The sequence below is a fragment of the Paenibacillus wynnii genome (assembly GCF_000757885.1).
In the GTDB taxonomy this organism is placed as follows: Bacteria; Bacillota; Bacilli; order Paenibacillales; family Paenibacillaceae; genus Paenibacillus_AQ; species Paenibacillus_AQ wynnii.
In genome coordinates this window covers 689,351-711,501 of record NZ_JQCR01000003.1, presented here as the reverse complement: position 1 = coordinate 711,501, position 22,151 = coordinate 689,351, and the positions used below count along the sequence as shown (strand labels likewise).

Below are 22,151 nucleotides of genomic sequence, written 5' to 3'. Positions count from 1 at the left end.
AAGAGCCTCAAGGTATTTCGACCTCCAAGGCTCCAATACTTTTGGAGTCATCTATTAATCGTTTTAGTATACGTTACTCAAGAACTCAACTGGTATTAATCTTAAATACTCGTTTAGACGATCCCCATCATTGAAGAAAATTTCTGATATCCATCAAATAACGTATCGCATTCATCACGTATGTCTTAAAATTCTATATAAAACGGTTGTGATTCAGGATTTAAACTGTATTCAATTCTTTGCCTAAAGCTTTTCCATGTCACCATTTCTAATGCCTCACTTAAAGGGAAGAATCCAACTTCTAGACTCTCGACCGATGTCGTGAGTTCTCCTCCAATCGGTTTCCCAAAAAATAGAGTGCTACAAATAGAGCCCGTAACATTCTGAAATATCCCACAAAAGTTTATTATTTCTATATCAATCCCGGATTCTTCTTTTGTCTCTCTGATCGCTGCATCTCTTATAGATTCTCCTATCTCAACTCGCCCTCCAGGTGGTTCCCAACCTCTACGTGGACCTTTGATTAATAAGATTTCTTCCCGATCATTCATGACTATGGCTCCTGCAGTAATAATATGTTTGGGATCACTCATATTCAGCCTCCTAAATATAATCTTTAATAAGGTCCGACGAATTTAGTCAGTGCAGTGTTGTCCACAGCTAAATAGTCTTGCTCGGAATCTCAATCAAGTTTAAATCCATTAAGTGTTATGAACCTGCTTTACGCTGCTTGAACTCAGCATTCCGCTCCGCCGTTATCTCGCACATTACTCATTTCCCTCTACTGGTGCGTTTGCCGCTGTGATAGGTAAGAGCCCATGCGATGCAGGTCTTGAGCGCTTCAACAGGAACATCATCGTCCTCGTCAAATATGATCGCCCGATTCCCTTCGTATCTGAACTCGTTCGGAAAGACAGTTCGGAATGTATCTACCAGGGTCGTTTGGCAATGAAAATACATGGCATATTGCGTGTGGCTGGATTTCCATCGATCGATTCGGATCATGCTTCCACTCTTCGATTCTGAGGTAATGTATGAAGGTTGACCCCACCTGAGTTCCTCTTCCAGTTTGCCCACCCCGTCGATTTCTTCTGCAGTTTCGAAGATCAACTGACGCAACTGCATGAGCCTGCGGTGCAGCGCTGGTGGGTATCCATCAAATACGGCTGCAACGCCCAGATTCGCTATGGTATTGTTCACTACTTTCCTCCTCATTTACCATCCTTTATTCTTTATTAGAGATTCTATTTGAGCAATATGATGTCGGTTATGCCATACAAATCTTTGAAGGGCAAGATCTAATGTATTACTCCCCAAAACTTGGGTTTTTAATTTTCTACTAAAATCGTCCGGCTTTAAACCAGTAAGTAGAACAGCGAACCGGTTATGAAGTGTTTCAATTAAAGCAAGAGAGTTCTCGATAGGTAAATTCATGTAGTCAATTAATTCTGCCCATAAATCTTAAATAAGCGTTCATATCATTATCGGCTATATGGTGTACGATTTGTTTTATAGACCATCCATCTTGACGATAAGGAATATTAAGCTGATCAGGTCCAAGTTCTTTCGTTATATTTCTTAGTACTTTAGTAATATCTGAAATTTGATTGATTAGATTGATTCTTCCATCTTCATCGATATTTATTATTGGTTTGAATTGACCAATGGGAAAACGTGAATTGTCCATCTCTCGATAATCTCCTCTCTGAATTGCAGTAATTATCGCATACCATTGTTGTATTCACGAACCCTCACAACTTAAGGTGGCCAACTGCCGGTCCGAGGGACCTGCCAGTGGAATTAAGGTTTTCTTCCTCTAGCAATTAAAAGAATATGTATTTGGAAGTCCCATATCTTATCATTATTTATTACCATAACTTTTCGCTTCTCAAAACGATTATTTATTAGTAATTCTAGTTCTCTAGTATGTCAAGAGTAATACTCGAATTATCAATTACTACCGGTAGAGATATTGAATCAATTTCTATATCTATAAATCCAAGTTGTTCAAATAAATACGGGAATTGAGATGGCTCCATGGCATAAGAACCTATTCCTCTTTCCTGGTCTTTCTTTAACCATGTTTGATTTATCGGCTCCCACAATTCTTTCTCTCGTTCCGAAATTGGAGGAATCGATGAAGGCTCGGATTTAATCATTTTGTCAGGTCGTGCACTCATAACCGAAACTATCCCACCTGATCTACAAATGCGCTTCTGTTCAAGCAAGAAATCATAATTCGGAACATGTTCAATAACTGTATGAGATGTACAGGCATCAACACTATCAGATTCAAGAGGTATCTTCAAAATATCACCGTACAAATATTCAATGTTAGAAAACCCTATAGTAACCCCAAGGACTTCATGAAAATCTCTTTCCGATCATCTCTAAACCTTAGTTCTCGCGATAGATCTAAAATCTTTGGACCTTGAATTTGACTAGACCAGATATTATTCATAATGATTGGACCTCCCTAAAAATGGTTAGAAGTATTTTGGGTTATCCATTGAAATAAGATATAATTATCTAAAAATCTGATTTTCGGAGGTAAGTCGTGGAAAATGAAAAATGTGACTTTTTACACCCAAACGGTGTCAAGGAAAAGAAACTTGAAGTGATTGATGGTTATACAATCAAGTATCACGCAAACGGAAAAACAATTTGGTCAAAGGGAAAAATAATTGATGATACTCCGACTGGCTACTGGGAATGGTATCGTTCCGATGGGACACTAAAACGTTCTGGTTATTTTGACATTGGCGAGCCTGTTGGTGAATGGATTACTTATGACAGCGAAGGAAAAAAATACAAAACTTCCAATCGAAGTAAAGGTTAATAAGTTGCATTCCGACGCTCCACCGATCAAGGCCCTTCAGGTTCGCTGCGGTAATGCGCTTAGGCGGTGTTAGGCAATGTTCAAGCACTTCTTCGAGTTATCCCCAAAAAGTCTTATAAGCATTTATTGATTTCAATACTAATTCTTCGTCCTTAATAACATTATGAACAAAAAGTTTTATTGGGAAAAAGATTCCTTCCATTATTGATAATTTTATATCCTCAATAAATAATGCTGTAGTGGTCTTCTCTGATACTGCTATCATCTTTTTATTACTTCTCACTTACTAGCCAATCTTTTGCATTATCCATGCTCAAAAAATACTTGGGCCTTAACTTAATCGAATTTCTTTTTAGTAATTCTTTGTTAATCTTTCGCTCTCCTTTTTTTGACACTCCAACAATAGCCAATTTATATATATTCATTCTCATCCTTATAATGTTCTCACCGATTATTTCTACAATTCTATCATTAATTTCCGTTCCATCTAAATGATATAAAACTCGCGACCTTTTATTGGGATGAATTATGGCTTCTTCATTTTTAGAAATCTTATTCATAATCAATTCAATATCGCTTCCAAGGTTATCTAGACAGGAAACCCATACCTCACCGCCTTTATGTGGAAGTAAAAACGAGGGTCTTAAATCTGGAACACTTCTTTTTTGCTTTTTCATGAGTAACTTTTCAAACCAGATCTTGATCCGCATATTTGGTCTCCTATATTTGAACTTTCATAATTGTCCCAAATGCTAAAATGTTGTTATATTCACGAACCTGTGAGGCTAAAGGCAGCGCGCTTCCGGGTCGAAGACAATTTTAACTGGCAAAGGCATAGATCAATTAACCGTGTACACGTTGGTCAAGTCAGCGTACCCGGCATATTCATTATTCCGATTTACATGACGTTCCTCGGTGTCAACCTTCGGATGAATGCTATACCTTTTGTATCTTTGCTTGATTGTTGATCTTATAAGGCACGGGATGGCGGGTCAACTTCTTCGCCACGACTTTCGCATCGAAGGTAATTGTGTCGCCAATCTCGAGCTCCAGCTTCTTAAGGGTTGCACTGTGGCTGGACCATGCATCGCCAAGCTCAAGCTCAGGATCGACAATCGAGACAGCTTCGTAGATGATGACTTCATCTTCATTGTCTGAGAAATTGTTCGGGACGGTCGTTAACTCCTTTACCGTCGCGGTCATTTTGACTTTCTCCTCTGGAAGCTGAAGCTTCGGCGCTTTCTTGGACTTGCTTTTCTTTGGCGCTTCTTCCGCAGCTGCTTCGGGCTTGTCCATTATGACTGCTGATAGCGCAGAAACCGTTACCTCTTCGCTATCTTTTGACGCTTCAATCACTGCCGTTTCCCCTTCAGCCGCATAATCAGCAGCCTCTGCTAGCTCTACGGCTGGCAGAAGCGCCTTCTGGCCGTAATTTGCTGCTTGCATTTCCTTCAAAAAGGAAGGGTGAATACAGTGCCTTTGTTTGTTCTCGAATTCGATAACCGCCGTCATTTGATCCGCATAACCGATAATCGTACACGGCAGGTTCAGCCCTTTACCTCTATAAAAGAAAGATTTCGTTCTAGAGGCTTTCTCCGAAATTAGGCTCCATTCCTTGCATTTCTCTATTTGCTCTGCTTCCGTTTCAAATAGTTCGTACTGCTTAGGTTCGATGACGAACGAATAGATCATCTCTATTCCGCCTCTCTTTTATATATATTCATCATTTTATCATTTTTTGAAAACCCTTTACAGGCATCCCCGGCAATCCAAAATAGCCCCGATTCACGCCGATTGGATCCTTCCCCGACTGTGAAATTAGTTAACGCCCCAAGTCCTGAGTGATATTTCGTAGAAAAACTTTAATGTTATAGTTTTTCCAATATTACGGATTCACGATTATTATGCCTTTGTCACCGACCGGATTTGAATTATCATTCTGATCCATTTCCATATATTCATAGGATATCCATTCAAAATTACTTAAGCCGATTAATTCCGCAACTCGATAGGCAGGAATAAGTTCAAATAACTCTTCTTGGTCACGTATTTTAAAGTATTTTGAAATTTCAAAAGCGGTTATATCTTTCTCTTTACTAGGATTTCTATTCATGATTTCTATGATTTTACTCTTGTTGATCTCTTGATAATTATTTTCCACTTCCTCTTCCCAGGTACATTCGTAATGAAACGTTTGATTTGTACCTTCAAAAACACTAAGCGACCAGCCATGATCTTCAGCATAAATATAGTGAAGCAATACCCCCGGATTGTGAGAGATTAATTCATTGTTTAGCTCAAAAATATCCCCTTCAGGTAGAAGGGTCACCCAGTTATTAGTTTCTGGAAAAACAAAACCGCCAATACCTGCATTTTGAAGAAGGCTTACTCCTTCTTGTTGGTTATTGGATAGCAGGTGATAGCTTTCGCTGAATTCACTCATATTCTAATCTCCTTCATTTTTATCACTACATCAAACTCCACTGATATCTAGTAGTTTATTAAATTCTCGTTTGGTAACTGGATGATATGTAAGAACGCGACCGTTAAAAATCACATTAAACACCCCATAAGCAGAGGGAGCTCTTTGTGCTTGTTCACAGTCCGTCAAATCGATTACTTGTGATCGTATAGACCTTTCTTCTGCCACTTCAAGAATTATCTTCACGGCATCCTCAATATAGGGACATTGGTCAGATTTTAAAATGGTTATACCCTCTATATACTCACTAGCCCGCTCATCCCAACCCACATTAAATCTCGGTATGGGTTCCTTATCAAATCTCTTAACAATTAATTCAAAGCAAGGTGGAGCTTGAGCTACAGATTCAAAACCAAACTTCATAAAAAAAGATTTATCCGCTAACCATGTTTCCGAACTAGTGATCATCGCCACTCCAGATTTCCCTTGTAATCTTGCATCATTTATACAGGCTTCAAGCAATATAGACCCATAACCTTTACCTTTTCCTCTACCCACAATCCAAAGGCAATGAATGATCATGTAATTAATACCGTTTATTCCTCTCCAAGCTACTTCGCTTGGCATATATTCTATAAATCCTTTGGGTTGTCCATCCTCTTCAACAATCTTTAATTTCAGATCTTCTTGAAATCTCTGTTTTAGCCATGCAAGTTTGTTTTGATAACCTTTAGATTTAGGTTTACTTCTCATACAGAAAAATCCTTTTTCATCTACATTTCCGTTATGGACATCAATAATTTCGAACATTTCAATCCTCCTGTGGTCGATGTTAAGGCTTCCATTTTCTACTCAAAAAATGCCTCCGGGTATATCAACTCACCTTTAATAGAACATAATTCATTCTTTTTCAATTCACACACCATAAATACTTCGTCTGGAACCTGGAATTGCTTTAATTCTAATCCATAGGTTCTCGCAGGTTTAAATCCGAATTTCGGATAATATGTAGGATGGCCTATTAACAATATAAGATTATAGTTAGACTCCTTACATCTCTTTAATCCCTCGAAAATCAATTGTTTTCCTATTCCTTGTTTTTGAAAATCTGGTTTAACAGCAATAGGCGCTAAAACGACCACTTCATGTTTACTATTCCCTTCAACTACCTTTGCTTTGCTCATTAATAAATGCCCTACGATTTCATTATCATTTTCTGCGACAATAGAGAGCTGCGGAACAAAATATTGTGATTCTCTTATTCGTTCAACTAATCTAGCCTCATCCTCACGATCTCCAAAAGCCATGAAATTGACATCGTAGACTTGAATGTAATCTTCCTTAGTTTCAGTTCGAATATTAATAGACATAAGGCGCACCTCTTAATCATTAATTACTTTTTGTAATACCGTATCTTTTTTAATAGTAAAATGAGCTTCTTCATAGTAGGTGATTTCATTTATCTCGGTTAGATCCACTTTATATCTATTAAAAGTTACATCGACAACAATCTGATCATCTTTCATAAACACTATTTTATTTAGAGGGTCATCATCTAAAGGATAATCCCCCAATAACGGTATCTTAAATAATAAATATCCAAAATAAGTATAAGTAGTCCATTCCCGTCCTATAACACTTTCCATTTCATCTCTCGAAGTATACGGACCAAATACAATCATTGTATCCCATTCAAACTTTGTTACCTCTTTCATATCAAATTCATTTTTTTGATTTACAACATTTATTAGGTCATGATCAAACTCATCAGCATATTTATTATTAACTTTTATACCCGTGTAAGAATAGTAACTGTATATAACAGGAATGAGCAATAAAACTACAATAATAAGTAGAAATAATTTTTTCTTACTCTTTATCATAAACTGCTCCTCCTTTTATAAGAGTTTTACTACCATACCTATGAAATAAGCTGCTGGCTCCAATAATAATTGTGCAAGTAAAGTTCTAACGACGAGCCCATAATTATAATCTTTAAACTTTATCATTATTAATTCGATAATAGATATTCAAGCTGCTTGGGATATGTCCAATGGCTAAAATCAAACTACTAAGAAAGAATAAAGAGGAATGTAAAACAATCGAAGCACAAAAGAAATATAGGATTGGACTAATGGCCAAGGGAACGGGAATGCCAATCATTGATGAGTAAAGCAACTTATATTCTCTCTCTTTTCTAAAATATCGTATCCATCCAACATAATAGAGAAGTAGAAAAACGAACATTCCAATAATAGCTAAAACTTCATAGGGTTTATCCTTATGTATTGTTGAAAAAATGGGTAGTACGAACACCCCTAACCTCCCAATCCCTTCAGCTATCTTGTAAAACATATTTTCTTTCGCGTCCATAGTAGCAGGCGAATTTCTAGGTGGTGTTCCGAAGAAAAATAGATTAGGCAACAATACAGCAATGGGGATGATTAAACTCATATAATGAAACAATTCAATCTCTCCTTCAATTCCACATTCTTTCTGTTCCTATTAAGTCTTCTTCATTGAACTCCATTCTGTATATATCAGGTTTCGAAGTATGTAATAAAAAATCCAAGTCATATTGACTATCAAAGTATCCCATCATTAATGTCATTACAATTCCATGAGTTCCTATTACAACTTTCTGTCCTCTATATTTCTTAAGAATTTCTTTCAAAATCCCGATAGAACGCTTCTGGCAAATTCTACTTGACTCCCCACCTGGCAATGAAAAATCCGGATCAGAAAACATATTCTCTAGAGATGGATACAGCACCTTATAAGAGATAATTTTATCTTCACTTGAAAACATCATTTCTTTTAAATCCTCAACAACTAATACCTCTTTACCTAAAGACTGAGCTAATTCCTCTATTGTTAAAACAGCCCTTGTATACGGACTCGAAACGAACGTATCTATTTCCTCATTTCTCAACAATTCAGTTATTCTGTTGGCATCTGACCGCCCCTTGTCAGTTAGGCCGCGTGTTCTCTCGTTTCCTTCAGTTTTAGGTGAGTCACCATGCCTTACCATGTAAATCATAGTTTTCATCATTAACCTCCGCTGCTAGAAGAATGTGAGCTAGTAATTATTTTCTAATGGAATGTTATGCTTGTCTGTCCACTCCTTAATCTGAGTAAAAGCATCCTCTGCATTTCCCTTATCCATTTGTAAAGTAATTCTCTTTTTTCTATTCTCATTAGATGCAACATGTAAATATATAGAAATGGGTTTATATATAACAATTTTTTTAATGGATTCAGAAGAAAGACTTGTTTCACCAATCAATAAAAAATCGTCACTAAACTCTAACCTGTACTTTATTTTTTGACTCTTTAGCGAAATAAACAAAAATGGTAGGAATGCGATAACGAACAATAAATAATATATAAGGTTGAGGTTATACAAGTCGCTAAATACAATAAATAAACCATTTGCTAGTAAAAAAATTGAGAACGTATATGGATACTTCTTTCCGTGGGGGTATGTAACAAATATATTTTTGTTCTGAATTGAGTTCACTTTAACCCTCCCTCTTCTCATTACCATACGCCTACGCAATTCTATTTCTTGTGAATAGGTCTCTCCCCTGAACTTTATAATGTTCTAAAAAATGATTATCGATATGAAGATGATTCAGTATTCCCATATTGTCGGTGCCTGGTTTTTTAGATATGTAATCATTGGTAATGTAATACAAATTAATATAAACATGGTCCTGATCCTCTATTATGTTTATATGTTCTAGTAATTCTTCAAGGTCCTTATAGTAGTCTAAGTATGTAAAATGGGTTCCTTCTTCAACTATGTAAAAAGGGTAGTTTAGTGATGTTATTGATGTAACACTTTGATATTCATTGAGATCTCCCGGTATAGAGTCATAATACTTTAATGTTGCTTGTTGCTCTTCAAAAATTCCTGAGATCCACTTGTTTTGTCCATTACTTACTTCGATAATGTATATTATAGAAATCATCCTTTGCTGCTATCAGCTTGAGTAATTCATGACCACAAAATCTATCTCAATGTCATCAATCCTACTCTTAAAATGAACTCCTTTTACAAACCCAACACGTTCATATACTTTAATCGCACGCTCATTAAATGATGCAACTACAAGTTGGAATTCATGAATATCATATTGGTCTTTGAGAAATTGAATACTACTTGTTAAAAAATTATAGCCAAAACCCTTGTTTGTTAATTCCGGTTTCAACCCCAAACCAATGTCTACATACTTAGCACTACTATAAATTCCATTCACATATCCACCAGTTACACGAGCAGAATCACCTATACAAATATAACCAATTATAGCATTGTCAGGATTGAATGCGCAGAAGTATTCACCATTCATTAATTCTAAAATACTTTCATAGACTCATCCATATTGTAGATTGAGTAGGGTTCTTCATACTTCCATTTTGCAAGGGTAGCAGCATTTTCTTCTGTCATTTGCATAAATTTAAATGCTAACAATTATCAGAGACTCCATTCAAAATGAAAATCTCACCTTATTTTGCTCAAAATATTGTTTAATAAATTTAGGCTTGAAGATCACTTCATTCAATCTTCTATCAAGATCCATGCAGTCTATCCCTGGATTTAATTTCTCAAGTTCGATAATCTCAGAGGTTATATTCCTCTTCTTTTCCTGTAATATCGCATTAATGATTTCAGTTTGGTATATATCGTGAACCCATAAAGTTCGCAAAGCTTTTATATCATTTTTTCTTCCTTTAGACATTTGAATTAGCTCTTCCTCAATTTGTAGGATCTGATTCTTATTCCAATTATCAACCAATAATTCAAATATCCACTCAACCCATTCCACATCATCACTATGTTGATTAAACACATCTTTAATATATGGAATTACCGGATCACCAATTTCTCTTAATAAGTCTAATATCTGTCTTGCACCTGGCCAATTTATATCCTGAATCCACTCAAGTAATCCCGGTAAAATAGTATGCACACGTGGATAGCCTAGGTTTATTATTACTTCTGCTGCTCCATCCCAATAAGCTTTGGAAATAGGCTGCAATAATAGATGGAGATCCTTATCTTTAATAAACTGCAGTCTCTTCATCGCATTTTCTTTTTCTTCTATTGGAGTGTCCCATGCTAACTTTTGGATTAAACTATTCACATCTTCCAAGTGCAATCACCTACTCATTTATTTATTAATATTTCGGGGATCTGCAGTTACTTTCTTCCTTTAATTATTGTTGCATATTTACTTTCAGTTTCCTGAATAGATTCAATTTGAAAACCTACCGACAGAAATAAGTGAATATATTCTTCTAAACCAATGGGATATAGCTTTATCTTCCTATCGTTGCATTCGAGCCATTCATCGTCTCTACTAACCGATAAAACAAACGTCCCATTTTCCTTGAGTGAATTGTGAATGTTAAATAACGCCTTTTCCTTATCCTCGATATGTAAAAAGGTCAGGATACTATACGCTGCATCAAATGCATTTGGACGAATAAAACTATGAATATCGCTATTTACTAACTCCAAGTTTGTATACTGCTTTAAGTTTGATCTAGCCCTATTTAAAGTCTTCGGTGAAATATCTATACCTACAAGGTACTGACAACCTCTCTTTAATACTTCTTTGGCTATTCTTCCAGTGCCCACTCCAACTTCTAGTATTGATTTATTATTGGGAGATAAAAAATCATAAAAAATCGGTCCATCCCATCCGTTCATATATGCTTGTAATTGTGGGGGGTCTTGTACGGGATCATTATTCTCATCCATGAGTAATTCATAATGTTCTAATGTACTTACAATTTTCATGGAACTCACCCACTTAATAGTTATTTGAACTTCACCGCGATCAATTCTTAAATGATTGAACCTAATAGTAAATTTAGAAAATCTAGCAGTAGATGATACAGATAAATCACTATATTTTTTAGATTGAGGACGATAATTAATGGAATAAGAAAAACTATCCCTAGGCAACCCACAAATACTATTGTTATCTTGCTTTTAGACTCTCTTTATGAATTAGTCTTTCAATTTCTGAAGCTGATTCTTGAGACCAATCGTCCACAAAATAAGTTTTAATTTATTCAAATTTGGTATTCATTCCTTTCTAAAATCTCTAAGCTAGCCTTTTAAACCTCGTCAATATTTCATTGGTTTGACTCAAGTCATTTGGTGAAAAATAAATAGATTTTGCTCTCTTTTCGTTCTTTAATAAGATTTCAATGAATTCATCTCGACATACAACTTCTTCAATGTCATTAAAATTAATTTTCAAATCATATACTTGAAGAACTTCCTCTGTAAACACTAAATACGACTGCTTCTTAGATTTAGTTCTTATTTTCACTATTGTAAAAGTGCTTAATAAGCTGTACACAACATAGACCATAACCTTCCACGATTGTCTAGAATCAAGCACTATAGTAAGGATAACAAGTCCTAAAATTAATGTTATTGTTACTGATCTATTAGCTTGTTTCATTAAGGGATTTGAGATTTTATATTTATTCTCTATACTATTTAATAATTCCATTGTGCTCTCCCTTTTTCCAGTTATAAAAACAGATAACCATCATAGCCTCCTCGACGCTGATTTCTATACTTGTAATCCCTAGAGATAGATCTTTATTAACGCTACTATTCCAAAAATGATTAGAACCATGCCAGAACAACGATTTATCCAAGCCATTAAATTATTATTCATAAACCCTTTTATCAGTCCAATACCATTGCTTAATAATAACCACCAAAACAGCGAGCCCATAAATACTCCTGTTACTAAAAAAATAGCTTCTGTGTTACTTCCACTTGAAATACCTAATCCAGCGAAAACTCCAATAAAGGCTAGTATGGTCATTGGATTTGTTATGGTCAGTATGAATGTTGATAGATAAGAAGTTAATAATCCCTCTGAGGAAGAGATCCTTGTATTAGTACTTGGAACTGATCTCATAGACTGAATCCCCATGTATAATAAAAACAATCCTCCAACAAATTGTATCCATAATCTCTGTTCCATTAGGAAGTGGGAAATTATGGTTAAGCCAAACGCTGCAACACACCCATAGAATGCATCAGCCGTTGCTGCTCCCGCTCCAGAAATAAAACCGTATAATCTCCCTTGATTTAAGGTTCGACGGATACACAAAATACCAATGGGTCCCACTGGAGCTGCTATTGAGAGACCAATAATCAATCCTTTCAAAAATACTGTCATAATATTCTCCTTAAAATATTTCCTCTTTCATTACTAAGTTTATTGCTGAGCTCTCAATTACGATTGCAGTCAAACCATAATAAAAGCTTCATGTTCTGGTAATATGCTTTCATAAACGGTTCCCATTAATCGTCGCCTCCATTTTCAAAATTCGATGATCAGCACCTCAACTTCAAGTATACCAATTGTTCAATATTTTGGAAATTAAAAAAGGAGATCTCAAGATCTACATAGACCTCGTAATCTCCCGATGCTTTTAAGCCTAATTCTCCGATATTATTATTTCCGTCACTGTCTCAAATGCCTTTATCTTTGCCCGCCCACCAATTGGAAATGTAATTAAAGGAGCTGTATGTCCAAAATCCACATCGGCTATCACAGGAATCCCAGCTAACTCCTTTTTCGTTTTAATGATTTTCGTCAATAAATTCCTTGTCATCATTGATGCTTTTTGAAATCTACCGATAACGATTCCGTTAACTTGTTCAAACCCCGATTGATGAATTAGTGATTGCAAATCTCGATCAAATGTAGCGGGTGAGACCTCATAATCATCTTCTAAAAATAGGATGGAGTCAGCTAGACTAGGCATGTACTCCGTGCCTTGCAGCAGGTTTAATGTACACAAATTGCCGCCAATTATAGTCCCCTTCGCTTCGCCCTGGTTTATGGTATACGGGCCTTGATTCTTTTCGTAGTTACGATTCTCCTGATCCAAGAACCACAGATCATCGCTCCACTGCTCGGAATGTCCAACTGTTATATCCTTTTTCTCAATCATTAATTTCTGAAAATAATCCAGTGTATAATCATTCCCATAGCGCATGGCGAAGGTTGAAAAATGGGGTCCGGAGTATGTAATTAATCCTGTTTTTGCATAAATAGCATTACTTAACACTGTTATATCGGAGTAGCCGCATAGACGCTTCGGATTGTTCTTGATGATCGAGTAATCAATATCTCTAAGTAACTGATTAGAATTAAAACCACCTATGGCTGTTAATATCCCCTTGACCCTCGGATCCAGAAAAGCAGCGTGTAAATCCTCTATTCTGGATTCTATCGCCGATGAATCGAAATCATCTCTTTCAGATGCATGTTTTGAAAATGTGACCTCAAACCCGAATTTCTTTAGATGCCTTACGGCCTGTTCTATATTCTCAGCTGTGATAATCGATAAGCTTTCCGCAGGTGATATTACCCGTATCTCATCCCCTGCTTTTAACTTTTCTGCTCTCATAATACACATCCTTTTTTTATGATCTTTTGATTAGATCCTTCTCTGGTTGTAAAAAATATGAACATAGAACCTTAAAGGAGGGATCATTACATGTACAAAATATTCAGCCTCATTCTAGTTATGTGTGTTACGCTATTTAGCCCTTTAAACACACATACATTCGCTCAAGAGAAGCTACCTAAGTCCACCTCTGTTCTTCATCAATTAGAGAAGGATAGCCATGGGACTATGGATGTGAAATGGAACTCGAATATTAATACTCCCTCATTGATCACAGGGAAATTGTCCATGCCATCCAAACATTCACCGGAATGGATAGCACGAGGGTTTCTTAATAAATTAAGAACATTATACGGTCTTCAAAATCTAAGTCGCGATCTAAAGGTGGTCAAAGTCGAGAAGAAAACAAATGTAATCAGGGTTCATTTTCAACATCTGCTGTTCCAGGTACCCGTCTGGAAGGACCAGTTAGTCGTAGAAATGGGTAGTGATGGTGTCATACGAAAGGTAGAAGGCACCATACATCCGAATTTGGAACGTCAGCTCTTTCATCGACCCATGCATGCAGCTATTTCAGAAAAACAAGCGGTTAGAAGGGCGTTAGGATTGATCCCGCGTGCTCTCGCAAAAGAACCCGAAGTGGAAAGCTATTACCTACCTTTACGTCCGGGAACTCCTCTTGTTTATGCCGTGAAACTTCACTATCTCACACCAGACAAGACCACCTTAACCCTTATCCATTCGCTAACTGGTAGAATAATTGAAATCCAAGTCCTCTAAAAACTAAAAAAACAGTGCGTGCCGATGTTTATGTCGGAACGCACTGATGTTTAGATTAACTCCATGCTGCACTTTCTATAAAGCGGTGCTTCATTAACGCCAGGATAAAATCAACATAATAATCTTTTCGAACAATTACACGGAAGCGGTGGTTCTCGTAGGCATAAAATAATACATCCGTATACACTCTATCTTCCTCAAAGAATTTTTGGATTTTCTTCATTCCTGCCCACTTAGCTTCCGCTAAAACTCGAATCTCAAATTCAACATCCGTTTCCATCTCAGTTTCTGTGAGCTCAATAAATTCCTTGTTAATCTGATAGGTTAGTTCCATATTGAGATTTCGCTCCCTTTTATCACTACATTAAGTATCTAAAGTATACGTAAAAACTCGAGATAACGATAGATAAAATCATAAGTGGAAAACCGTATTTCAGGTATTGCATAAATTTAATCGGATGGCCCTCTTTACCTGCCATGCCGGCAACAATAAGGTTGGCACTTGCCCCAATTAGAGATCCATTCCCCCCCAGACAGGCTCCCAAAGCCAGGCTCCACCATAAAGGCTCCAAATCACTTACACCCATATTGCCCATTTCTTGAATCATAGGAATCATAGTTGCAACAAACGGGATATTATCCAGGAAGGCTGATGCTATGGCACTGAGCCATAAAATTAGTAAGGAGGTCGCAACCGGGTCGCCGTTAGTTAATTCGATGGCTTGTGCAGCTAGCTTGGCGATTACACCTGTTTCTACGAGACCTGAAACTAGAACGAACAGTCCTACGAAGAAAAATATGGTGGTCCATTCTACTTTTGTAAATGCTGTTTCCATCATATGCTCTCCAGTAAGAAGAAGCAGTAGAAAAGCTCCGGCTAATGCCACTGTAGCTGACTCTAAGTGTAAAGTCTGATGTAGGAAAAAACCAACAATGGTAAGCCCTAATACAGCTAGACATTTACGAAGTAATTTAGAATCCGTTATAAGCTCTTTTTCATCCATATCCATAATACTCTTGGTTAACGCTGGCGTTGTTTGTATTTGTTTGCGAAACAAAAGGATGAAGATAGGGATATAAACTATTAAAACAATAACAGCGATCGGAGCTAAGTTGATGATGAAATCAAGAAAGGTTAATTCCTTAACCGCACTACCAATCATAATGTTTGGCGGATCACCAATTAGTGTAGCTGTACCTCCGACATTTGAGGCAATAATTTGCGTTAATAAAAAGGGAAGCGGCGGCACGCGAAGCTGACGTGTAATACTAAAGGTCACGGGTACCATAAGCAGCACTGTTGTCACGTTGTCCAGAAACGCCGATGCGACAGCTGTAATCAGCGCCAAGGCAATGAGTATGCTGACTGGATTCCCTTTAGACTTTTTGGCGGCCCAGACGGCTATATATTTAAACAGTCCCGTATCCGCGGTTATGCTTACAATAATCATCATCCCGATTAGAAGGCCAAGAGTATTGAAATCAATATGATGCAGGGCCGTTTCCTGATCAACAATTCCTAGCCCAACCATAAGTAATCCACCGATCATGGCTATAATTGTCCGATGTATCTTTTCAGAAATAATTAGTGCGTAAATAACTAGAAAAATCCCTATCGCCCAGATTGCTTGCTGTTCCATGATGTTTAATTCCTCCACTTTCCAAAAGATAATTTTGTATAGCTGAAAATAAAAAGAAGAAGCCCTTGGTGACAGGCTCCTCCGTTTTTGTATACCCATATGAAATTAAGCAGTTCACTTCGTAATAATTTATTAAGAATACAATGATCACCATGAATAAGTCAAGATTAAAGATGCAGGATTTCCATTGCCCTTTTCATCTTCTTAATGTATTCCGGATCATTATTGGAGCACATATATTCTATCCTTGACGAGCTATTTGAATACATGCGATCTGTGCTTTGCAATACTTGGGATAACCTATTTACAGTACCGGCATTTCCATCAACCACTTGAATATGTTCAGGCAGCATCTCTTTCAAGATGTCGGTGTAGTAAGGAAAATGTGTGCAACCTAGTACAATTGTGCCATAGCTATCTAGGTCAAAGGCTGCCAGTTTTGTTGTAAAAAAATCCTGAATATTCTTCCTGTCGAAGTTAAGTGCTTCGCAGTGCTCCACAAGTTCAGGTAGAGGCATCGAATCCACGATGCACTGATCATCTACACGAGAGACCAGCTCTGTATATTTGGATTGCTTTAAAGTCAGTTCAGTGGCGAGGACCAGCACTCTTTTACCGGTTGTACGATTCATTTCCACAGCAGGTTTGACCGCAGGCTCCATCCCGATGATAGGTATACTATAGGAGCTTCTTAGTTCTGAAATGGCTGAACTTGTTGCTGTATTACATGCGATAACCAGTGCTTTAACTTGCTCATTCATTATTATGTCTACAGATTGTTTAACACATGCATTAACTTCTTCCATGGATTTCGTTCCGTACGGAACATGTAGGGTATCTGCGAAAAACAAATAGTTTTCGTCAGGCAGTTGCTTCAATGCCTCATTTAAAACGGTGATCCCACCGATCCCTGAATCCAAAAACGCGATCCTCATGTCTCACACTCCTATAAAAAAACCAGCACATACATACACTATGCCGGATGTTGAAGCTATGGTAAATGGTCATATTACTTATTAAATGGGTTTAGATGCGGTTTCCACTCTTACCGGAATTGCTGCCTTTTGTTGATTCTGATCCCTTTGCCCCAGGTCCAGCAGGCACACCCTTTTTGATCTTAATAGGCTTAGCCGTTTTATTCCAACGCGTCCAGCCTTTACTGCCCGTACCGCGTCCTGTGCCGCCACCCTTACTTTTTGCACTCATATGTCGATCTCTCCTCAATGTTCAGCATTCATGTATTTAATCCATATATCTATCTTACCATTTAATTCAGCAGAATATTAAGAATAACACAAACCAACCGTCAGGCACACCTTTAAAAATCTGCTGTGTTTATTATTTAATAAATTACTCCTATTTAAAATCGCTTTTTTTCCTGCCTAGAGGTCTAGCCTTGAAGGGTTCCCAAACGCTTGGAGAGTTCTGCAAGATCCTGCCCTTTTAGTGCGCCTTCCACCAATGCTGGCAACAGAGCAGGTGTGCAGGCAAAGCAGGGTGTCCCATCACGTGACAGCTGTTTTGCCAAATGCTCATCATAATAAGGCTTTCCATGATCTGACAAGGCCAGCAAGCACATCGTTCGCACCCCTGACTCTCTGAGGTCACGCATTCGGCGGATCAATGCGGATTGATTGCCACCCTCATATAGATCCGAAACCATTATGAACAGGGTCTTCTTCGGCTCTTCAATAAACTGTTCGCAATACTTTACTGATTTATGGATGTCGGTTCCACCGCCAAGTTGAATGCCAAACAGCATATCTACAGGATCATTCGCACATTGTTCCGTCAAATCCACAACCTCAGTGTCGAACACGACTACTCTTGTGCTTAAAGATGGAATAGAGGCAAAGATTGAACCGATAATTGAGGCCCAAATAATCGAATCTGCCATAGATCCGCTTTGGTCAATATCTACGATCACTGTCCATTCTTTACTTCGGCGAGCACGGTCATAGTAGTAGAAGCGCTCCGGGATAATAATCCCCCGTTCTTGATCATAATGCTTCAGGTTCCGCCCAATAGTCCGCTTCCAATCAAGACCGCTTAAGGACGGCAGAGGAGAATGTTGTCTCTTGTTGAGTGCACCGGTAACAGCGCGGCGAATATCCGTTTCCAGCAGTTTTACGAGATCATCGACTACGGCCTTGACGAGCAGCCGTGCTGTATCTTTGGTTTTCTCGGGAATCTTCCCCTTCAGTGACAGGAGTGTGCCAACAAGCTGAATATCCGGCTTCACAGTGGCCAACAGTTCCGGTTCGAAGAGCAGCTGCTTCCAGCCTTTACGTTCCATGGCATCATTCTGAATAATGGATACAACATCCTCCGCGAAAAAAGTGCGAACATCCCCAAGCCATTTGGAAAGATGGATAGCGGCATGGCCTGACCCGGCTCCTTTTCCTGATCGGGTCCCGGAGGAAGAACCTCCTACTACTGTTCCTGTATCATCATAAATGGCCGCAAGCGCAGCATCCATAATCCGCTCCTCATCGGTTAGAGCCATTCTTCCATCTTCACAGTAATTAGATAACTGTCCTTCCGCTTCTTGGCCCAATATCAGCCGCCACCGAGAGACTGAACTTGCTTCTCTGCGATTCATCATCCTTAAAAATCCTCGAAGTCATAATCATTCAGATCATCCAGCATTTTTGTCTCTTCCTCCTTAAGTTCACCCGTAAGGACCTCTGCAGCCTGTTCAACATTCACTCCCCATACCTCACCAAGCAACTCCGCAATCATCGTCTTTTCTTTCGTTGAGAAGGTGCTGAATGCTCTTCTTAAAAATACAAGTGCACGTCTGAATTCTTCATCCTGCAAGGAATTAATATACTCATTGAGCTGTTCCCACAGGCTCAGCCGTGATAACAGACTATACCGATTACGCATGGAAAGCCCTTCGAACCAGCCCGCACCCAAATCTGCTGGAATACCCGGCGATAAACGCCTTGAGACTTCGACAGCGCATTGCTGAACTGTGATTTTTCCACGCTCCATGAGTATGGCACAGGCAAATCCGGATAACCGAGGGTTGCGGTCGTCGCGCTCGGACAAATTCAACAGCTCCTGTAGCCATAACCGCTCATCAACAGTTTCACTATGATCAAGCGCAATCCTATTCAACTCATTCATTGCTGTAATTAGGCCGCTTGCGGCTTCATCATTACAATTGCTGTTATCCAAGAGATATAGACAGCCGCGCATGAACAACTGTTCTAGCAGCGGAACCAGAGGTTCAGTATCGATCTTGCGGATATCTCCAAAGTTGATAATCATGGACAGCTCACGGGCCGCCGCAGCTATCTGCACAACATCTCGGCTGTCTGCAGCCAGATCCTGCAGTGTTCTTCTACCGTCTTCCATTTGTGACGTCATACCGCAATGATAAGACATGCGGATCAGAGCCGAGGCCTCAGCAATGGATTGGCATTCATTTAACTTCTCCCGAAGAACATAACCGCAGGCTACCTCTATGGTCTCACCCAGTAATGTGGACTCAACAACCTGAATCTCTACCTCAGGTGTCCACTGGATAATCCAGTTCTCCGCCCACGTTGCCCCATCCTGTCCACTGGGTTGGCTCTTCACAAAGGATATGCTGAGCAAACTAAGGCGGTGGAAAAGAAAGGAACGGTTCAGATCCAAAAATGCAGCCTCCACGGAGGAAACTCTGCGATTCTCTCTAAGGTCTAATGACAAAGGGGTTGCCACCGTTGTCTTATATTTCTCCAGCTTCAATTTCTTCAGATAACGGTTCAAATCATCCTGAATCGGAGTCTGGCTTACACCTTCAGCGAGGCTCCCAATAGCTGTCCCCACGTCAAGCTTCGCCAAGGCTTCTGCAACAACTGTAAGATCTCCGTGACCCAGTAGAGTCTGAGCAGCATCACGCAAATCCCGCAAAGTAGGCGCGCTGCCTTCATGCAATGCGGCCAAAGATTCCGCCAACCGAACAGCTTCTATCACCTCAGCAGTAGATCGCTGGGTTCCGCTTCCCCGCATGTGTCTTGCTATAGAAGATAAGTAAAGATGCGGCAGTTCCTCTGGTACGCCAGCTTCCATAGCCTCCCACATCATCTCAAAGTAATGGGGCGCTCCGTTACCTGCACCATACCCGGACATTGTGGAAAGCTTATAATACGAGTAGGGCATCAGAGTCAACTTAGTACTCCGCGAGGGCAACGCTGTCATTTCTTCATCGCTCATGGCTTCCGTTAGATCAGCTAAGGCTGCTGCGTGGTAAGCACCGCAGATCACCACAATCTTGTGCGGATCGTGACCATTGGCAATTGTATTCTTGATTTGGCGCCGCATATAAGACTCCCGAACATAATTATAAGCAAACTCTGCAGGCTGCTCCCGCATCTCCTTCTCCTCGGACAGTTCTCTCATCTCCGCAGAAAAGCACAAAATCGCATCCCGGTATGCATCCTCACTTGCGTTGTGCTCGTAATTGCGCTCCCAATACATGTCATAGTCGTATTCTCCGGCAAGCTCTGCTATTCGTGTGTATATAGAAAGCTCCTTATCGGCTTCTTGCTGTGGGGACCGTCCTAAAGTATCCTTCATCGCAAGTGTCACTGAGGAAGGAAGATCAATGAATGAACAGAAGACACCGTTCTCCTGAGCCCATTTCATGCCTTGATACTCGGGAGAGTAAACGGCGTAAGGCCATAACACCGTGCGCACCGGGATCTCATCGGTGAAAGCTAATATAGCGACAGGTGGCTTCGTAACCAGATTCGTCAAATGCCTGATCTCGTCTGTGGCATCCGTAGGTCCTTCTATAAGAACCGCTGTAGGCTGAAGCTTATCCAAGTACTTCAGAAGATGATTCGCACCGCCTGGAGATAAATGTCTCACCCCGAAAATATGCACTGGAGCATCCGCTTTCGATGTCACTCGTTCATCTCCTTACAGGCCTGGTAGAGTCCCCGCCATTCCGCTCCTCTTTTCTTCATTACATTATCCAGGTATTCCTTCCAAACCAGCTTATCCTTGTCATCATCCTTCACAATTGCTCCTTGTAGCCCGGAAGCCAAGTCGGCATCTGTAAGCTCTCCAGTGCCGAAGCTGGCAGCCAACGCCATACTGTTGGTTAATAGGGAGATTGCCTCAGCAGTAGAAATTACACCGGCAGGTGATTTCAACTTCTCTTTCTTATCCAGCGTCATGCCGCTTCGCAGCTCGCGGAAGATAGTAACCACCTTAAGCAACGCTTCATCCGCAGGAAAAGAAGCCTGCAGTTCATAAGAAGAAGCAATCTCACGAACCCGCTTCTTGACAATCGAAAGCTCTGTTTCGATATCCGCCGGAGCAGGCAGCACAATAATGTTGAAGCGTCTTTTCAGCGCTGCTGACATCTCGTTGACGCCGCGGTCTCTTGTATTCGCAGTAGCGATGATGGAGAACCCTTTACGCGCGCTTGTCTCTTTGGCCAACTCAGGAACAGAAATCGTCTTCTCCGACAAAATCGAGATCAGAGCATCCTGAACTTCTGAAGCACAGCGAGAGATTTCTTCAAAGCGTGCAATGCCCCCGCTCTCCATTGCCCGCATAATTGGGCTTTTCACAAGCGCTTCCGGTGTTGGGCCGTTTGCTAGCAACATCGCATAGTTCCAAGAATAGCGAACATGTTCTTCACTAGTTCCTGCAGTTCCTTGAACAACCAGCCCCGAATTCCCGTAGATAGCCGCCGCCAAATTCTCAGACAACCATGATTTTGCGGTACCTGGCTCTCCTATAAGGAGAAGTGCCCGGTCAGTAACAAGCGTTGCAATAGCCATCTCAATCAGACGCGTATTGCCGATATATTTGGGGGTAATTTCCGTTTTACCGGCTTTACCCCCTGCAATGAATGTCAGCACCGAGCGGGGTGACATTTGCCAGCCTGACGGAATCTTTCCTGTATCTGCTTTACGAAGGGCTTCCAACTCCCCACTGTACAGCATCTCTGCAGGCAGTCGCATGTAATCCTGAAGTTGATCTTGCCCAATAGTCATCGATACAT

At 39.6% G+C, this 22,151-nt stretch carries 30 protein-coding genes and 1 pseudogene; 2 read left to right on the top strand and 29 right to left on the bottom strand.

Features of this window, described 5'->3' with window-relative positions; translation table 11 throughout:
* Positions 1–185: 185 nt before the first annotated feature.
* The 6 genes and pseudogenes from PWYN_RS18530 to PWYN_RS30700 all read right to left on the bottom strand — a co-directional run.
* A complete protein-coding gene (locus tag PWYN_RS18530; protein WP_036655075.1) occupies positions 186–593 on the bottom strand; it encodes an NUDIX hydrolase in 408 nt (135 codons plus the stop codon).
* Between the two features lie 178 nt (positions 594–771).
* The gene (locus tag PWYN_RS18525; RefSeq protein WP_036655073.1) at positions 772–1,200 is read right to left on the bottom strand and encodes a DUF1801 domain-containing protein; all 429 of its coding nucleotides are present in this window, start codon (positions 1,198–1,200) and stop codon (positions 772–774) included.
* 15 nt (positions 1,201–1,215) lie between these two features.
* Entirely contained in the window at positions 1,216–1,434 is a 219-nt protein-coding gene (locus PWYN_RS30465) for a DinB family protein (RefSeq protein ID WP_338049205.1), read from the bottom strand.
* Between the two features lie 4 nt (positions 1,435–1,438).
* Positions 1,439–1,687 (bottom strand): DinB family protein, encoded by a 249-nt coding sequence (locus PWYN_RS30460; RefSeq protein ID WP_338049204.1) that lies wholly within the window; start codon positions 1,685–1,687, stop codon positions 1,439–1,441.
* A gap of 226 nt (positions 1,688–1,913) precedes the next feature.
* Positions 1,914–2,180: a hypothetical protein gene (locus PWYN_RS28760; protein WP_036655071.1), complete on the bottom strand. Its 267-nt coding sequence runs from the start codon at positions 2,178–2,180 to the stop codon at positions 1,914–1,916.
* 15 nt (positions 2,181–2,195) lie between these two features.
* Positions 2,196–2,324, bottom strand: a pseudogene (locus PWYN_RS30700) (methyltransferase domain-containing protein); the annotation flags it as partial.
* A gap of 233 nt (positions 2,325–2,557) precedes the next feature.
* Between PWYN_RS30700 and PWYN_RS18510 the strand changes: the two are divergent.
* Entirely contained in the window at positions 2,558–2,839 is a 282-nt protein-coding gene (locus tag PWYN_RS18510; RefSeq protein WP_036655067.1) for a toxin-antitoxin system YwqK family antitoxin, read from the top strand.
* A gap of 272 nt (positions 2,840–3,111) precedes the next feature.
* Here the strand turns inward: PWYN_RS18510 and PWYN_RS18505 are convergent, their stop codons facing one another.
* The 16 genes from PWYN_RS18505 to PWYN_RS18430 all read right to left on the bottom strand — a co-directional run bounded on the left by PWYN_RS18505 (position 3,112) and on the right by PWYN_RS18430 (position 13,721).
* The gene (locus PWYN_RS18505; protein ID WP_036655065.1) at positions 3,112–3,549 is read right to left on the bottom strand and encodes a hypothetical protein; all 438 of its coding nucleotides are present in this window, start codon (positions 3,547–3,549) and stop codon (positions 3,112–3,114) included.
* A gap of 226 nt (positions 3,550–3,775) precedes the next feature.
* Positions 3,776–4,531 (bottom strand): hypothetical protein, encoded by a 756-nt coding sequence (locus PWYN_RS18500; protein ID WP_036655063.1) that lies wholly within the window; start codon positions 4,529–4,531, stop codon positions 3,776–3,778.
* Positions 4,532–4,724: 193 nt separating this feature from the next.
* On the bottom strand, positions 4,725–5,282 hold the full coding sequence (locus PWYN_RS18495; RefSeq protein WP_036655061.1) for a hypothetical protein: 558 nt from the start codon (positions 5,280–5,282) through the stop codon (positions 4,725–4,727).
* Positions 5,283–5,312: 30 nt separating this feature from the next.
* On the bottom strand, positions 5,313–6,071 hold the full coding sequence (locus PWYN_RS18490) for a GNAT family N-acetyltransferase (protein WP_036655059.1): 759 nt from the start codon (positions 6,069–6,071) through the stop codon (positions 5,313–5,315).
* Positions 6,072–6,109: 38 nt separating this feature from the next.
* On the bottom strand, positions 6,110–6,631 hold the full coding sequence (locus tag PWYN_RS18485; protein WP_084146783.1) for a GNAT family N-acetyltransferase: 522 nt from the start codon (positions 6,629–6,631) through the stop codon (positions 6,110–6,112).
* A 12-nt stretch (positions 6,632–6,643) separates the two neighbouring features.
* On the bottom strand, positions 6,644–7,144 hold the full coding sequence (locus tag PWYN_RS18480; protein WP_036655057.1) for a hypothetical protein: 501 nt from the start codon (positions 7,142–7,144) through the stop codon (positions 6,644–6,646).
* A gap of 112 nt (positions 7,145–7,256) precedes the next feature.
* A complete protein-coding gene (locus PWYN_RS28250; RefSeq protein WP_052088115.1) occupies positions 7,257–7,727 on the bottom strand; it encodes a hypothetical protein in 471 nt (156 codons plus the stop codon).
* Positions 7,728–7,740: 13 nt separating this feature from the next.
* Positions 7,741–8,310, bottom strand: coding sequence for a histidine phosphatase family protein (locus tag PWYN_RS18470; RefSeq protein ID WP_036655056.1), 570 nt, complete (start codon positions 8,308–8,310; stop codon positions 7,741–7,743).
* Between the two features lie 30 nt (positions 8,311–8,340).
* The gene (locus PWYN_RS18465) at positions 8,341–8,781 is read right to left on the bottom strand and encodes a hypothetical protein (protein WP_036655053.1); all 441 of its coding nucleotides are present in this window, start codon (positions 8,779–8,781) and stop codon (positions 8,341–8,343) included.
* Positions 8,782–8,812: 31 nt separating this feature from the next.
* Positions 8,813–9,235, bottom strand: a complete 423-nt coding sequence (locus tag PWYN_RS18460) for a hypothetical protein (protein WP_036655051.1) — start codon at positions 9,233–9,235, stop codon at positions 8,813–8,815.
* A 12-nt stretch (positions 9,236–9,247) separates the two neighbouring features.
* Positions 9,248–9,616: a GNAT family N-acetyltransferase gene (locus PWYN_RS18455; RefSeq protein WP_240479787.1), complete on the bottom strand. Its 369-nt coding sequence runs from the start codon at positions 9,614–9,616 to the stop codon at positions 9,248–9,250.
* Positions 9,617–9,754: 138 nt separating this feature from the next.
* A complete protein-coding gene (locus tag PWYN_RS28245; protein WP_240479853.1) occupies positions 9,755–10,411 on the bottom strand; it encodes a DUF5071 domain-containing protein in 657 nt (218 codons plus the stop codon).
* A gap of 56 nt (positions 10,412–10,467) precedes the next feature.
* Positions 10,468–11,070: a class I SAM-dependent methyltransferase gene (locus PWYN_RS18445; protein WP_036655048.1), complete on the bottom strand. Its 603-nt coding sequence runs from the start codon at positions 11,068–11,070 to the stop codon at positions 10,468–10,470.
* 310 nt (positions 11,071–11,380) lie between these two features.
* Positions 11,381–11,797, bottom strand: coding sequence for a hypothetical protein (locus tag PWYN_RS18440; RefSeq protein ID WP_036655045.1), 417 nt, complete (start codon positions 11,795–11,797; stop codon positions 11,381–11,383).
* A gap of 78 nt (positions 11,798–11,875) precedes the next feature.
* Positions 11,876–12,481 (bottom strand): LysE family translocator, encoded by a 606-nt coding sequence (locus PWYN_RS18435; protein ID WP_036655043.1) that lies wholly within the window; start codon positions 12,479–12,481, stop codon positions 11,876–11,878.
* Positions 12,482–12,743: 262 nt separating this feature from the next.
* Complete coding sequence (locus PWYN_RS18430) at positions 12,744–13,721, bottom strand: S66 family peptidase (RefSeq protein WP_036655041.1); 978 nt, start codon at positions 13,719–13,721, stop codon at positions 12,744–12,746.
* A gap of 90 nt (positions 13,722–13,811) precedes the next feature.
* On the opposite strand from PWYN_RS18430, the gene PWYN_RS18425 reads away from it, so the two are divergent.
* On the top strand, positions 13,812–14,501 hold the full coding sequence (locus PWYN_RS18425) for a hypothetical protein (RefSeq protein ID WP_036655038.1): 690 nt from the start codon (positions 13,812–13,814) through the stop codon (positions 14,499–14,501).
* A gap of 55 nt (positions 14,502–14,556) precedes the next feature.
* Here PWYN_RS18425 and PWYN_RS18420 read toward each other — a convergent pair whose 3' ends face one another.
* From PWYN_RS18420 to PWYN_RS18390, 7 genes are all read right to left on the bottom strand, one after another.
* Positions 14,557–14,835: a hypothetical protein gene (locus tag PWYN_RS18420; RefSeq protein ID WP_036655036.1), complete on the bottom strand. Its 279-nt coding sequence runs from the start codon at positions 14,833–14,835 to the stop codon at positions 14,557–14,559.
* A 25-nt stretch (positions 14,836–14,860) separates the two neighbouring features.
* Entirely contained in the window at positions 14,861–16,141 is a 1,281-nt protein-coding gene (locus PWYN_RS18415; RefSeq protein ID WP_036655034.1) for an ArsB/NhaD family transporter, read from the bottom strand.
* Between the two features lie 167 nt (positions 16,142–16,308).
* Positions 16,309–17,076: a glutamate racemase gene (gene murI, locus PWYN_RS18410; RefSeq protein ID WP_036655032.1), complete on the bottom strand. Its 768-nt coding sequence runs from the start codon at positions 17,074–17,076 to the stop codon at positions 16,309–16,311.
* 91 nt (positions 17,077–17,167) lie between these two features.
* Entirely contained in the window at positions 17,168–17,347 is a 180-nt protein-coding gene (locus PWYN_RS18405; protein WP_036655030.1) for a DUF3934 family protein, read from the bottom strand.
* A gap of 184 nt (positions 17,348–17,531) precedes the next feature.
* Positions 17,532–18,746: a VWA domain-containing protein gene (locus PWYN_RS18400; protein WP_036655028.1), complete on the bottom strand. Its 1,215-nt coding sequence runs from the start codon at positions 18,744–18,746 to the stop codon at positions 17,532–17,534.
* A gap of 2 nt (positions 18,747–18,748) precedes the next feature.
* A complete protein-coding gene (locus tag PWYN_RS18395) occupies positions 18,749–21,043 on the bottom strand; it encodes a DUF5682 family protein (protein WP_036655026.1) in 2,295 nt (764 codons plus the stop codon).
* Complete coding sequence (locus PWYN_RS18390; protein ID WP_036655023.1) at positions 21,040–22,143, bottom strand: AAA family ATPase; 1,104 nt, start codon at positions 22,141–22,143, stop codon at positions 21,040–21,042. Before PWYN_RS18390 ends, PWYN_RS18395 begins: the two co-directional genes overlap by 4 nt.
* Positions 22,144–22,151: the final 8 nt, after the last annotated feature.

Coding starts and splice junctions, on each gene's coding strand:
- PWYN_RS18490 (WP_036655059.1), bottom strand. CDS start 6,071: ATGTTCGAAATTATTGATGTCCATAACGGAAATGTAGATGAAAAAGGA.
- PWYN_RS18480 (WP_036655057.1), bottom strand. CDS start 7,144: ATGATAAAGAGTAAGAAAAAATTATTTCTACTTATTATTGTAGTTTTA.
- PWYN_RS18485 (WP_084146783.1), bottom strand. CDS start 6,631: ATGTCTATTAATATTCGAACTGAAACTAAGGAAGATTACATTCAAGTC.
- PWYN_RS18440 (WP_036655045.1), bottom strand. CDS start 11,797: ATGGAATTATTAAATAGTATAGAGAATAAATATAAAATCTCAAATCCC.
- PWYN_RS18425 (WP_036655038.1), top strand. CDS start 13,812: ATGTACAAAATATTCAGCCTCATTCTAGTTATGTGTGTTACGCTATTT.
- PWYN_RS18420 (WP_036655036.1), bottom strand. CDS start 14,835: ATGGAACTAACCTATCAGATTAACAAGGAATTTATTGAGCTCACAGAA.
- PWYN_RS28760 (WP_036655071.1), bottom strand. CDS start 2,180: ATGAGTGCACGACCTGACAAAATGATTAAATCCGAGCCTTCATCGATT.
- PWYN_RS18390 (WP_036655023.1), bottom strand. CDS start 22,143: ATGACTATTGGGCAAGATCAACTTCAGGATTACATGCGACTGCCTGCA.
- PWYN_RS18470 (WP_036655056.1), bottom strand. CDS start 8,310: ATGAAAACTATGATTTACATGGTAAGGCATGGTGACTCACCTAAAACT.
- PWYN_RS18505 (WP_036655065.1), bottom strand. CDS start 3,549: ATGCGGATCAAGATCTGGTTTGAAAAGTTACTCATGAAAAAGCAAAAA.
- murI (WP_036655032.1), bottom strand. CDS start 17,076: ATGAGGATCGCGTTTTTGGATTCAGGGATCGGTGGGATCACCGTTTTA.
- PWYN_RS18435 (WP_036655043.1), bottom strand. CDS start 12,481: ATGACAGTATTTTTGAAAGGATTGATTATTGGTCTCTCAATAGCAGCT.
- PWYN_RS18405 (WP_036655030.1), bottom strand. CDS start 17,347: ATGAGTGCAAAAAGTAAGGGTGGCGGCACAGGACGCGGTACGGGCAGT.
- PWYN_RS18455 (WP_240479787.1), bottom strand. CDS start 9,616: ATGAATGGTGAATACTTCTGCGCATTCAATCCTGACAATGCTATAATT.
- PWYN_RS18445 (WP_036655048.1), bottom strand. CDS start 11,070: ATGAAAATTGTAAGTACATTAGAACATTATGAATTACTCATGGATGAG.
- PWYN_RS18430 (WP_036655041.1), bottom strand. CDS start 13,721: ATGAGAGCAGAAAAGTTAAAAGCAGGGGATGAGATACGGGTAATATCA.
- PWYN_RS30460 (WP_338049204.1), bottom strand. CDS start 1,687: ATGGACAATTCACGTTTTCCCATTGGTCAATTCAAACCAATAATAAAT.
- PWYN_RS18400 (WP_036655028.1), bottom strand. CDS start 18,746: ATGATGAATCGCAGAGAAGCAAGTTCAGTCTCTCGGTGGCGGCTGATA.
- PWYN_RS18500 (WP_036655063.1), bottom strand. CDS start 4,531: ATGATCTATTCGTTCGTCATCGAACCTAAGCAGTACGAACTATTTGAA.
- PWYN_RS30465 (WP_338049205.1), bottom strand. CDS start 1,434: ATGAATTTACCTATCGAGAACTCTCTTGCTTTAATTGAAACACTTCAT.
- PWYN_RS18460 (WP_036655051.1), bottom strand. CDS start 9,235: ATGATTTCTATAATATACATTATCGAAGTAAGTAATGGACAAAACAAG.
- PWYN_RS18530 (WP_036655075.1), bottom strand. CDS start 593: ATGAGTGATCCCAAACATATTATTACTGCAGGAGCCATAGTCATGAAT.
- PWYN_RS18415 (WP_036655034.1), bottom strand. CDS start 16,141: ATGGAACAGCAAGCAATCTGGGCGATAGGGATTTTTCTAGTTATTTAC.
- PWYN_RS18495 (WP_036655061.1), bottom strand. CDS start 5,282: ATGAGTGAATTCAGCGAAAGCTATCACCTGCTATCCAATAACCAACAA.